Raw genomic sequence first — 12,221 nt, 5'->3', positions numbered from 1 at the left:
TGGCGGGGTCTTGTGGTGGACATGGCTACCGCTGACCTCTGGTTCGACCCGCTCTGCCCGTTCGCCTGGATCACCTCGCGCTGGATCCGCGAGGTCGAGCAGGTGCGCGACATCGACGTGCAGTGGCACGTGATGTCGCTGGCCTACCTCAACAAGGACAAGGACATCCCCGACGAGTACCGGGAGATGCTGAAGGGCACCGAGAAGCCGGTGCGCGTCGCGATCAAGATCGCGCAGGAGCGTGACAACAAGGCGCTGGGCGACTGGTACACCGCGGTCGGCACCCGCCACCACAACCACGGTGAGGGGCTGACCAGGGAGACGGTCGCCGCGTCGCTGGCGGACGCGGGCCTGCCCGCCGACCTGATCGAGGCCTGGGACGACGCGTCGCTCGACGACGCGGTCGCGAAGAGCCACCACGAGGGCATGGACCCCGTCGGCGACGACGTCGGCACGCCGACCATCCACATCGACGGCTCGGCGTTCTTCGGTCCGGTCCTGTCCAAGATCCCCCGCGGCGAGGAGGCCGGCGAGCTCTGGGACGGCGCCGTGGCCGTCGCGAAGTTCCCCTACTTCTACGAGCTCAAGCGCTCGCGCACGGGCGACCTCGACTTCTCCTGACCCCGCGCTGCCGCCCGCCCGTGCCCGGGGACGCCACCGGGGCAGGGCGGGTGGCACCCGGTCACTAGGCTTGCGTCCATGACTCGTGTCCTGTCCGCCGTCGCCTGGCCCTACACCAACGGCCCGCGCCACATCGGCCACGTGGCCGGTTTCGGCGTGCCCTCCGACGTGTTCAGCCGCTACATGCGGATGGCGGGCCACGACGTGCTGATGGTGAGCGGCACCGACGAGCACGGCACGCCGATCCTGGTGCTCGCCGACAACGAGGGCCTGCCCGCCCGCGAGCTGGTCGACAAGTACAACCAGGTGATCGTCGACGACCTCTGCGGCCTCGGGCTGTCGTACGACCTCTTCACCCGCACCACCACCGGCAACCACTACGCGGTGGTGCAGGAGATGTTCGAGACGTGTCGCCGCAACGGCTACATGGTCGAGGAGACGACGAAGACCGCGATCAGCCCGTCCACGGGCCGCACGCTGCCCGACCGCTACATCGAGGGCACCTGCCCGATCTGCAAGTACGCCGAGGCGCGCGGCGACCAGTGCGACAACTGCGGCAACCAGCTCGACCCGACCGACCTCATCGACCCGCGCTCGAGGATCAACGGCGAGACCCCGGAGTTCCGCGACACCCAGCACTGGTTCCTCGACCTGCCGGCCCTCGCCGACGCGCTGGGGGCGTGGCTCGACGAGCGCGAGGCGACCGGCCTGTGGCGACCCAACGTGATCAAGTTCAGCCAGAACATCCTCAAGGAGATCCGTCCGCGCGCGATGACCCGCGACATCGACTGGGGCATCCCGGTCCCGGGCTGGGAGGACCAGCCGACCAAGCGGCTCTACGTGTGGTTCGACGCGGTCATCGGCTACCTGTCGGCCTCCATCGAGTGGGCCCGTCGGCTGGGCGAGCCGGACAAGTGGCGCGAATGGTGGAACGACGCCGACGCCGAGTCCTACTACTTCATGGGCAAGGACAACATCGTCTTCCACTCCCAGATCTGGCCGGCCGAGCTGCTGGCCTACAACGGCGAGGGCGACAAGGGCGGCGAGCCCGGCGCGTACGGCACGCTCAACCTGCCGACCGAGGTGGTCTCCAGCGAGTTCCTGACCTTTGGCGACTCGCAGTTCTCGACCAGCCGCGGCAACGTCATCTACGTCGGCGACTTCCTCGCCCGCTACGGCCCCGACGCGCTGCGCTACTACATCTGCGCGGCCGGGCCGGAGACCTCCGACGCCGCCTTCACGTGGGCCGACTTCGTCACCCGCAACAACTCCGAGCTGGTCGCGGGCTGGGGCAACCTGGTCAACCGCACCGCCACGATGGTCGCCAAGAGCTTCGGCGAGATCCCGGCGGCGGGGCCGCTCGAGGAGGTCGACGAGCAGGTGCTCGCCACCGTGCGCGGGGGCTTCACGAGCGTCGGCGACCTGATCGAGAAGCACCGGCTGCGAGCCGCCGTCGCCGAGGCGATGCGGGTGGTCGGCGAGGTCAACAAGTACCTCACGGTCACCGAGCCCTACAAGATGAAGGACGAGTCCCAGCGCGAGCGCCTCGCGACGGTGCTGCACGTGGCCGCGCAGTGCGTGAGCGACTGCAACACGCTGCTGTCGCCGTTCCTGCCCCACGCGGCCAACAAGGTGCACGCGGTGCTGGGCGGCGAGGGCGAGCTGATGCCGATGCCGCGCATCGAGCAGGTCGAGGAGCTCGAGCCCGACAACGGCGCCGGCCACACGTCGTACACGATCATCACCGGCGACTACTCCGCGACGCCCGCGTGGGCGTCGCGCCCGGTGCCGGTGGGTGCGAAGGTGGCCAAGCCGACGCCGGTGTTCACCAAGCTCGACCCGTCGGTCGTCGAGGAGGAGCTCGCCCGGGTGGGTGGCTAGGCTCCGCCCCATGCCCGACACCGCCGAGATGTACCTGCCGCACTTCGTGGTCAGGCAGAAGCTGACCATGATGATCAACCGCTACGAGATCTCGGAGTCGGACGAGGCGGGCAACCCCACCCGGCTGATGGCGCTCGCGGAGCAGAAGCGGATGGCGTTCAAGGAGCAGGTCACCTTCTTCGCCGACGCGAGCAAGTCGCGTCCGGTCTTCGGCTTCAAGGCGCGCCGTGCGATCGACCTCAACGCCGGCTACGACATCACCGACGAGTCCGGGGCGCAGATCGGCTACTTCAAGAAGGAGTTCGGCGCGTCGCTGCTCCGCTCGACCTTCCTGGTCGAGGGGCCCGGCTACGCCGGCTCCGGTCGCGAGCGCAACCAGCTCGTCGCGCTGCTGCGCCGCTTCACCGACGTCGACTTCATCCCGGTCAACTTCGACTTCGTCGACACCACCGGCGCCCCGCTCTTCTCCGTCGAGCGCAGGATGTCGATCCGTGACCACTACCGCGTCACGGTGCCCGACCGGCGGGTCGACTTCCGGGTCGCGGCCGCGGTCGCCGTCGGCCTCGACGCACTGATGTCGCGCTGATCGAGCGCTGGACCCCGACTCCCACCGACCAGGAGGTCGTCGTGATGTATCCCGAGGTGCGCGCGGCACTCGCCGGGGACGACAGTCCCGACCTCCGCGCGCCCGGCTTCAACCTCGCCGCCCACCGCGAGGACGCACGCCGCGCCAGCCTCCTCGAGCCGCGCGAGGACGTCGCCGCGGTCGAGGAGGTCGACGCCGACGGGGTGCGCTGCCGCCTCTACACGCCCGCCGGCGCCCGGCCGGGCCTCGTCGTGCACGCCCACGGCGGCGGGTTCGTGCTCAACGACGTCGACGTCCACGACCCCATCTGCCGCCGCTTCGCCAACCGGCTGGGCCGCCCGGTGCTGAGCGTCGGCTACCGCCGCCCGCCGGAGCACCGGTTCCCCGCGGCGCCCGACGACCTCGACACCGTGGTCGGCTGGCTGCGGCGCGAGGGCCCGCCGGGCGCGTACGCCGCCCACGGCGACTCCGCGGGCGCCAACCTCGCCCTGGTCGCCGCCCTGCGCAACCCCGGCTTCTTCCGCGCCGTGGCGCTCGTCTACCCCTTCCTCGACCCGCGCAACGCGTTCCCGTCGTGGCAGCAGGGGGCGGACTCGGGCTTCGACCCGGACCAGGCGCGGTGGTACTGGGAGCAGTACGCACGCAGCGAGGCCGACTACGACGACCCCGACCTCGCGCCGCTGCTCTCCGACCGGCTGCACACCCTGCCGCCCACGTTCGTCGCCACCGCCGAGGCCGACCCGCTGCGCGACGAGGGGGAGGAGCTCGCCCGGCGGGTCGCCGAGACCGGCGTGGAGACCGTCGGGGTGCGCTACCTGGGCCAGACCCACGGCTTCTGGCGGCACGCGGGCTTCACCGCGTCCGAGCCGCTGGTGCGGCAGGTCGCCGGCTGGCTCGACCTGCACCTCGCCTGAGCCGCAGGAGGACACTCGCGATCTCGTGGGGGTGGTGTCGGCGTCGGGCTGCTCTGGGAGACTCCTCCCATGCGCGTACACCTGGGCTCCGACCACGCCGGACTCGAGCTGAAGGACCACCTGACCACCTGGCTGGTCGACCACGACTACGAGGTCGTCGACCACGGACCGTTCGTCTACGACGCCCTCGACGACTACCCGTGCTTCTGCCTGCGGGCGGCCGAGGGCGTGGCCGCCGACCGCGCCGACGGCCTGGAGAGCATGGGTGTCGTGATCGGCGGCTCGGGCAACGGCGAGCAGATCGCGGCCAACAAGGTGGAGGGCATCCGGTGCGCCCTGGCCTGGTCGGAGGAGACCGCCGTGCTGGCGCGCGAGCACAACGACGCCAACGTCGTCTCGGTCGGTGGCCGGATGCACCCGGTCGAGGAGATGACCCGCTTCATCGAGCTCTTCCTCACCACCCCCTTCTCCGGCGACGAGCGCCACGCGCGCCGCATCGGACAGCTCACGACGTACGACGAGACGGGCGAGCTGCCGCCGCTGCCGGAGTCGGCCCTGCGCGGCACCGTCCCCGACTCCTCACCCGATCGCCCGGATGCCTGAGGGGCACACGCTCCGCAAGCTCGCCGACGACCTCACCGCGGCCTTCGCCGGACGGCGGGTGCGGGTCACGTCGCCGCAGGGACGGTTCGCGGCCGACGCGGCGCTGCTCGACGGGTCGCGGGTGATCGGCGCCGACTCCGCCGGCAAGCACCTGTTCCTCGAGCTCGAGGGCGAGCGCTTCGTGCACGTGCACCTCGGCCTGATCGGCCAGCTCGACGTGCACGCCGACATCGGGGGAGGGCTCGGGGCGGTCCCCGACCCGGTGGGCGCCGTCCGGCTGCGGCTGGTCACGCTCCCGGACGCCGATGCCGGCGCCGAGTCCGGCGCCGGTCCGCGACCCCCGGCGTACGCCGACCTGCGCGGCGCGATCGTGTGCGACCTGGTGGGCCCCGCCCGCCGCGCCGAGGTGATCGAGCGCCTCGGCCCCGACCCGCTGCGTCCCGACGCCGACCCCGATCGCGCCTGGCGCCGCATCTCGGCGAGCCAGCGCCCCATCGGCGACCTGCTGATGGACCAGAAGGTGCTGGCAGGTGTCGGCAACGTCTACCGCGCCGAGGTCCTCTTCCGCCACCGCATCCACCCGCTCCGGCCCGGCAACACCCTGCGGGTCGGGCAGTGGCGCGCGATGTGGGACGACCTCGTCGAGCTCATGGCCGAGGGCGTGCGCACCGGCCGGATCGACACCGTGCGCCCCGAGCACACCCCCGAGGCGATGGGCCGCGAGCCCCGCAAGGACGACCACGGGGGCGAGGTCTACGTCTACCGCCGCACGTCGCTGCCGTGCCTGGTGTGCGGCACGCCCGTGCTCACGGGTGAGCTCGTCGGACGCAACACGTTCTGGTGCCCCCGATGCCAGCCGAAGTTCCGCTCGCGGGCCTTACGATCTCCCACCAAGGGGACTGGGAGATCAGGAGGGGCTCGTCGGTGAGTTCTCCATCGCTCAACGCCGCCGCCAGTCGGCTCGTCCCCCGCGGGTCGCGGATGCTCGTCCTGCTCGTCGTCGTCACGGTGCTCATCGGCCTGGTCATCTGGCGCTTCCACGAGAGCGTCCCGCTCGTCAGCCTGCTCGTCCCGCTGCTGGCCTCGAGCCTGGTGCTCGGCCCACGCCAGCTGCCGTGGTTCGTCGTGTTCGTCCTGCTGGTGCTCGCGCTCGTCGTGCCCAGCCAGGACCGGATCGACCTGCGCATCGTGCTCACCGTGGTCATCATGTTCGTCCTGGGCTTCGTGGTGCTGGCCTCGTCCCTGCGCCGCACGCGCCTGGGGGTGGCGGGCATCCAGGGCGAGACGATGTTCGTCGACCTGCGCGACCGGATCCTGCGGCAGGGCGGGATCCCCGACCTCCCCGCGCAGTGGTACGCCGCCAGCGAGCTGCGCTCGGCCGGTGGCACCCCCTTCGCGGGCGACTTCGTCGTCGCCTCGCGCATCGCGGAGCGCCTCGAGGTGGCGGTGGTCGACGTGTCGGGCAAGGGCCAGGGCGCCGGCACCCGCGCGCTGCTGCTCTGCGGTGCCCTGGGCGGGCTGCTCAGCGCGCTGCCGCCCAGCGAGTTCCTCGACAGCGCCAACCGGTTCCTGCTCCAGCAGGACTGGGACGAGGGGTTCGCCACGGCCATCCACCTCTCGCTTGACCTGACGACCGGCCGCTACGACATCCGCAGCGCCGGGCACCCGCCTGCCGCCCTGCGCCATGCCGGCTCAGGCCGCTGGGAGGTGCTGGAGTCGGAGGGCCCGATCCTCGGGCTGATCGAGGACGCGACCTTCCCCGCCGTCTCCGGGGTGATGCGCCACGGCGACGCGCTCCTGCTCTACACCGACGGGATGGTCGAGACCCGCAACCGCGACATCGCCCTGGGCATCGACCGGATGCTCGGCCAGGCCGAGCGGCTGCTGCGCGGCCAGTTCGAGGGCGGCGCCAAGCGGCTCGTCGAGGCGCTCGGCTCCCGCAACGACGACCGCGCGCTGCTGCTGGTGCACCGGCGCTGACGCCGGTGTGGCCCCGCGAGCCGGTTGGGGTGCCGGACCGCGGGTGTGGCACCATGACTCCCGCACCGGCGGCGAGGACGCCGTCGGACGCGCGCGGATGTAGCTCAATGGTAGAGCCCCAGTCTTCCAAACTGGCTACGCGGGTTCGATTCCCGTCATCCGCTCCAAGCAGGCCGCGGCGCCTCCGTCAGGAGCGTTCCGGGGTCGGTTTGGCGGGGCGTAGCGTAGTGGCTAGCGCGCCTGCTTTGGGAGCAGGAGATCGCAGGTTCGAGTCCTGTCGCCCCGACCGCTGGTGGCTGATTCGGCCTGCGCCCGCTGCGCCGATAGACTTCCATGGTTTGCGGACGCCTCTTCCCCGCGGTTCCCCCGGCTCGTCCGCATGCGTACCCATGACCTTCAGCATCAGGAGACATTTGTGAAGAGCGCCGTCGAGACCTTGAGCCCCACCCGGGCCAAGCTGACCGTCGAGGTGCCCTTCGAGGAGCTCAAGCCGAGCCTCGACGCGGCGTACCAGAAGATCGCGAAGCAGATCAACGTCCCCGGCTTCCGCCGCGGCAAGGTCCCGCCGGCGGTCATCGACCGCCAGATCGGCCGTGGCCCGGTCCTCGACGAGGCCATCAACGCCGTGGTCCCGCAGCAGTACATGGCCGCGCTGCAGGAGCACGACCTCGAGCCGCTGGCCCAGCCGGAGATCGAGGTGACGAAGTTCGAGGACAACGAGTCCCTCGAGTTCACCGCCGAGGTCGACGTCAAGCCCGACTTCGAGCTCCCCGACTACGAGGGCCTCGAGGCCAGCGTGGAGGACGTCGAGATCACCGACGCCGACGTCGACGAGCAGGTCGAGGCGCTGCGTGAGCGCTTCGGCACCCTCGTCCCGGTCGAGCGCGCGGCCGCCGAGGGCGACTTCGTGACCATCGACCTGGTCGCGGCCCGCGACGGCGAGACCGTCGAGGGTGGCGAGGTCACCGGGATGTCCTACAAGGTCGGCCGCGGCGGCATGATCGACGGCCTCGACGAGGCCCTGGCCGGCCTGTCCGCCGGCGAGGAGAAGACCTTCGACTCCGAGCTGGTCGGTGGCGACCTGGTCGGCGAGCCGGTCCAGGTCACCGTCAAGGTCTCGGCCGTGCAGGAGCAGCAGCTCCCCGAGTACGACGACGAGTTCGCCCAGCTGGCCTCCGAGTTCGACACCGTCGACGAGCTCACCGCCGACGTGCGCGAGCGCCTCGGCCGCGGCAAGCGCCTCGAGCAGGCCGCCGCCGCCCGCGACGCGGTCCTCGAGGCCCTCCTCGAGAAGGTCTCGGTCCCGCTGCCCGAGGTGATGGTCACCGACGAGCTCAACGCGCGCCGCCAGAACATCGAGCAGCAGCTCGCCATGGCCGGCATCGCGATGGAGAAGTACCTCGAGGACGAGGGCCAGAGCCAGGAGGAGTTCGAGGCCGACCTCGAGCGCCGGGTCCGCGACGCCGTCGCCGCCCAGTTCGTCCTCGACAAGATCGCCAAGAAGGAGGAGTTCGGCATCGACCAGGCCGAGCTCTCCGAGCACCTCGTGCGGCGTGCCCAGCAGTCCGGACAGGACCCGCAGGAGTTCGCCAACCACATGTTCGAGCACAACCACATCCCCGAGCTCGTGCAGGAGATCCTGCGCGGCAAGGCGCTGGCCACCATCGTGGAGGCCGCCACCGTCAAGGACGCCTCGGGCAACGTGGTCGAGCTCAAGAACCTGCGCCCCGACGGCACCATCGGCGAGCCCGTCGAGGAGACGGCCGCCGAGAGCACCGAGGACTCCGCGGCGGAGAGCACCGACGAGAGCACCGACGAGTCCGGCAAGGCCTGACCCGCCCGGCTCCCGCGACCGGCGTCCACCCTCGGGTGGGCGCCGGTCCGCATTTCCGGCTCCTCCGCGGACCCCGGCGGACCCGCTCGTGTCCGGGTACGATCGCCGCTGTCCGACGGGGCGTACAGGGGGGCACGGATGGTCGACAGCGCGAGCGAGCACCACGCGTGGCGCCCGCCTGCCGACGGACCGCCGCCGACCGAGGCCCTCGCGGGCTACACCGACCTCGTGGTGGTCGGGCGCGGCGGGGAGTCGGTCGTCTACCGGGCCCGCGAGCCGCGTCTGGGCCGTGACGTCGCGGTCAAGGTGCTGCTGGTCGACGACGCCGAGAGCTCGGCCCGGTTCGCCCGTGAGATCGAGATCACCGTCGGCCTGGGCCGCCAGCACCCCAACATCGTCACGGTGCTCGACACCGGCACGACGGAGTCCGGCCGACCCGCGATCGTGATGGAGTACTACGACGGCGGCACCCTCAACGACCGGCTCCGCGAGCAGGGGCCGTTCCCGCCCGAGGAGGTCGTGCGCATCGGCCTGGTGCTCTCCGACGCCCTCGCCTTCGCCCACGACCAGGGCTTCCTCCACCGCGACGTCAAGCCGCAGAACGTGCTCGTCCTGCCCACCTCGTGGGTGCTGGCCGACTTCGGGATCGCGCGCCTCGTCGACGCGGAGTACACCTCGTCGGTCGAGGCGTTCACCTACCGCCACGCCTCGCCGCAGATCCTCGACGGCCACCCTCCGACCCCCGCCGACGACATCTGGTCGCTCGGGTCCACCCTCTACACCCTCCTCGAGGGGCGCGCGCCGTTCGCCAGCGACGACCCCGACGACGACTCCGCCCTGGCCTACCTGCGCCGGGCCCGCACCGAGCCGCACCGGCCGTTCTCGACCGACGCCGGTGCCCTCGGCGAGGTGATCAGCCGGTGCCTGGTCAAGGACGTGACGCAGCGGTGGGCCAGCGTCAAGGACGTCCACCACGCCCTGCTCCGGATGCGCCACGGCGCCTGGGAGCCGGGCGCTGCCTGGCCCGTTCGAGCGCCCGTCCCCGGGCCCATCGGGCAGCTGGCCGCGCCGCCACTCCCGGAGGCGACGCGTCGCCGTGGCGCCGACGACCCGGCCCCGCTCGCGCCGCGGCCCGCGGTGCCTGTCGGACGGAGCGTCGAGGCGGACGGTGCTCCGCCCGCGCATCCGCCGGCGCCGCACGAGCACACCCACCTCCGCCCCCGCCCCGACGACGAGCCCGACCCCGGCGGTTCGCTCGACGGCGGTGACGCCCGGCCGCCCCGGCGGCGTCGCGCCGTCGCGCTGCTGGGGGTGCTCGCGCTGGTCGTGGGATCAGCCCTCGGCCTCGCCGGGGCACTGCTCCGCGACGACGACCTCGACGACCCCCAGGGGTCCTCGCAGGAGCAGGCGGGTCTCGGCACGACCGCAGCGGAGGAGGACGACCCGGGCCCGGTCGAGCAGCCCCAGAGCGCCTTCGACCCCGCGCTCGCCTTCCGCATCGAGGACCTGCGCGCCGATGCGGGGGAGGTCACCGTGGAGTGGAACGACCCGAGCGAGGGGATCGGCTGGTTCCACATCTCCCAGACCAGCCCCGAGGCGCGGCCGGTCCAGGAGTTCGACACCGGCGTGACCGAGGCGACGTTCACCCTGTCGCAGCCGCCCGGCCGGCCCTGCTTCGTGATGGTGCTGCACATGCCCGACGGCTCGCTCGGACGCTCCGACCAGCGGTGCGTCACCCTCGGCTGAGGAAGACCGAGGGGTCGAAGGGCCACCACCAGCGACGCCAGCGGGGCACGGCGCGGCGCGCGGCCCGGCGTACGTCGCCCAGCACCGGCCCCGGGTCGTCGGCGTCGGTGCCGGGCGGGGCGAAGGCTGCTCGCTGCGACGTGGCGGCGAGCACCTTGACCGCGTCGGTGCCGAGGCGCCGGCTCGCCATGGTCGCGACGTCGTCGGCGCTGTGGTGCGCCGTGACCGGGAGCCCGGCGAGGCGCAGCACGTCGCGCGCCTCGGCCCATGCCCCGCGCGGGCCGCGCCGCAGGTGTCGCCACGACCGGATCCGCCGGGCCGCGAGCAGGAGCGCCAGCAGCCCGGCCAGGCCGCCTGCACCCGCTGCGGCCGGGACGACCCACCCTCCCGGACCGCCGGGCCGCGACGGCGCCGCCTGGCCGGTGCCGTCGGCCTGGCCGGTGCCGGTCCCGGAGTCGTCCGGGGTGGCCCCGGGGCCCGGGTCGTCGCCGTCGCCGCGCTCGACGGTCTCCTCCTCCGGCCGCGGCGCCTCACGGGCGTCGGTGGGGGAGAACGGCACCCAGCCGAGGTCCTGGAAGAAGACCTCCGGCCAGGCGGTGGCGTGCCGACCGCGCACCGACCAGCCGTCCGTCGCCGATCGGCGGGTCTCCGGGTCGGGCCGGAAGCCCACCACCACCCGGGTCGGCAGCCCGTTGTGGCGCGCGAGCACCGCGAACGACGTCGCGAACTGCTCGGCCGTGCCGACACGGGCGCCGACGGTGCCCGGCTCGGCGAGCAGGAACGTGGTGATCCGCCACAGCTGCGACCCGGAGACCGCCGTGGGGGACAGCCGGGCCCGGTCGTGCAGCATCGTCTCGATCGCCACGGCGCGGTCGTAGGGAGTGACCGCACCCGCCACCGTCTGCTCGGCGAAGGTGCTCAGCTGCTGGGGCAGCGGCGGCAGCGCGAGGTAGGGCGCGAGCCCGCCGCCGGTGGGCACGGTCGCGCTCGCCAGCCGGGCGTCGTCGGGGTCGTCGGCGAGCCCGGTGACGGTGTAGGCGACTCCACGGGTGGTGGCGGCGTCGGTGCCACTGCGCACCAGGCCGTCGGAGCTCGTGAGCCACAGGTTGCCGGAGACCGGCTCGACCACGGCGTCGTCGGTCGACACCTCGGTCGGCCAGCCCGGGCTCGGCAGCCAGCGTTCCTCGATGTCGACCATCTCGACCCGGACCGTCGAGGAGCGGGTGCTGCTGCCGAGCAGCGGCGCGACGTCGTAGGTCTCGCCGACGGGCGAGTAGCGCGTGCCGGCGCTCCACTGCGCCCCGTCGTAGCGGTCGAGGGTGACCAGGCGGAGCGGCCCGACCGGTCCGGACACGTCGAGCAGCTCACGGTCGGGGTCGCTCGTCCACGCCCCGAGCTGGGCGAGGGGGTTGCTGGCGACCACGTCGACCGTCGGCGGGTCGACCAGGGTGCGCGGCTCGAAGGGCGCGGACCACCGCACGGTCGTCGAGGCCACCAGCAGGCCGGTGGCCGCCAGCGCCACGACCAGGGCGAGCGCGATCCGCCGCCCAGTCCGGTGGCGGTGCTCGTCGAGCACGACCCAACCGAGCAGGGTGCACGCCACGAGCACCGAGGCCAGGAGGCCGCGGCGGTCACCCTCACCCGTGGTGAGCAGCGCCCCGGCGACGTAGAGAGCGAGCGCTCCCACGACCGGCGCGACCAGCCGGTGGGAGGTGAGCCGGATCGCGACCAGCAGCGACACCAGCGAGGTCAGCAGCAGCGGCCCCACGAGGACGTCGGCCCGGGCCGGGAGCGGCCGGGGGGTCGTGAGCAGGCGCGGCACGGCGTCGGTGACAGTGTCGGAGAACGCCGTCCCGGCGTCGGCGGCGAGGACGTAGGCCCCGAGCACCAGCAGCGACACCAGGACGGCCGCGCTCGCCCAGGGTGAGACGCCGAGGCGGACGACCGCCCGGCACACCGCCAGCGGCACCACCGCGGCGGCCGCCAGGGACAGCACGGGGAGCGGGCCGCTCCACGCCGTCGCGAGCGACAGGCTCCCGAGCACCAGGAGCGCGCC

The 12,221-nt window shown here is 72.8% G+C and carries 10 protein-coding genes and 2 tRNA genes; 11 read left to right on the top strand and 1 reads right to left on the bottom strand.

The window, feature by feature from the left end:
* The first annotated feature begins 21 nt into the window (after nucleotides 1-21).
* From JX575_RS13530 to JX575_RS13480, 11 genes are all read left to right on the top strand, one after another.
* On the top strand, nucleotides 22-621 hold the full coding sequence (locus JX575_RS13530; RefSeq protein ID WP_186340772.1) for a DsbA family protein: 600 nt from the start codon (nucleotides 22-24) through the stop codon (nucleotides 619-621).
* A 78-nt stretch (nucleotides 622-699) separates the two neighbouring features.
* Nucleotides 700-2,502, top strand: a complete 1,803-nt coding sequence (metG, locus tag JX575_RS13525) for a methionine--tRNA ligase (protein ID WP_186340773.1) — start codon at nucleotides 700-702, stop codon at nucleotides 2,500-2,502.
* Nucleotides 2,503-2,512: 10 nt separating this feature from the next.
* Nucleotides 2,513-3,088, top strand: coding sequence for a hypothetical protein (locus JX575_RS13520; RefSeq protein WP_241005157.1), 576 nt, complete (start codon nucleotides 2,513-2,515; stop codon nucleotides 3,086-3,088).
* 44 nt (nucleotides 3,089-3,132) lie between these two features.
* Nucleotides 3,133-4,002 (top strand): alpha/beta hydrolase, encoded by an 870-nt coding sequence (locus tag JX575_RS13515; RefSeq protein ID WP_186341232.1) that lies wholly within the window; start codon nucleotides 3,133-3,135, stop codon nucleotides 4,000-4,002.
* A gap of 69 nt (nucleotides 4,003-4,071) precedes the next feature.
* The gene (locus JX575_RS13510; RefSeq protein ID WP_186340774.1) at nucleotides 4,072-4,605 is read left to right on the top strand and encodes a ribose-5-phosphate isomerase; all 534 of its coding nucleotides are present in this window, start codon (nucleotides 4,072-4,074) and stop codon (nucleotides 4,603-4,605) included.
* Nucleotides 4,598-5,533, top strand: coding sequence for an Fpg/Nei family DNA glycosylase (locus JX575_RS13505; RefSeq protein ID WP_186340775.1), 936 nt, complete (start codon nucleotides 4,598-4,600; stop codon nucleotides 5,531-5,533). Before JX575_RS13510 ends, JX575_RS13505 begins: the two co-directional genes overlap by 8 nt.
* Nucleotides 5,530-6,585: a PP2C family protein-serine/threonine phosphatase gene (locus JX575_RS13500; protein WP_241005156.1), complete on the top strand. Its 1,056-nt coding sequence runs from the start codon at nucleotides 5,530-5,532 to the stop codon at nucleotides 6,583-6,585. Before JX575_RS13505 ends, JX575_RS13500 begins: the two co-directional genes overlap by 4 nt.
* A 93-nt stretch (nucleotides 6,586-6,678) precedes the next feature.
* Nucleotides 6,679-6,752 (top strand) — tRNA-Gly (locus JX575_RS13495).
* Between the two features lie 46 nt (nucleotides 6,753-6,798).
* Nucleotides 6,799-6,871 (top strand) — tRNA-Pro (locus JX575_RS13490).
* Nucleotides 6,872-7,000: 129 nt separating this feature from the next.
* The gene (gene tig, locus JX575_RS13485) at nucleotides 7,001-8,419 is read left to right on the top strand and encodes a trigger factor (protein WP_186340777.1); all 1,419 of its coding nucleotides are present in this window, start codon (nucleotides 7,001-7,003) and stop codon (nucleotides 8,417-8,419) included.
* A gap of 138 nt (nucleotides 8,420-8,557) precedes the next feature.
* A complete protein-coding gene (locus JX575_RS13480) occupies nucleotides 8,558-10,165 on the top strand; it encodes a serine/threonine-protein kinase (RefSeq protein WP_186340778.1) in 1,608 nt (535 codons plus the stop codon).
* Here the strand turns inward: JX575_RS13480 and JX575_RS13475 are convergent.
* Complete coding sequence (locus JX575_RS13475; RefSeq protein WP_186340779.1) at nucleotides 10,152-12,209, bottom strand: transglutaminase domain-containing protein; 2,058 nt, start codon at nucleotides 12,207-12,209, stop codon at nucleotides 10,152-10,154. The two genes, JX575_RS13480 and JX575_RS13475, sit on opposite strands and share 14 nt — an antisense overlap.
* Between the last annotated feature and the right edge of the window lie 12 nt (nucleotides 12,210-12,221).

Source organism: Nocardioides sp. zg-1228, assembly GCF_017086465.1.
Lineage (GTDB): Bacteria > Actinomycetota > Actinomycetes > Propionibacteriales > Nocardioidaceae > Nocardioides.
Note: the sequence above shows the minus strand (reverse complement) of the source record. Positions and strands in the feature narration are given on the sequence as shown.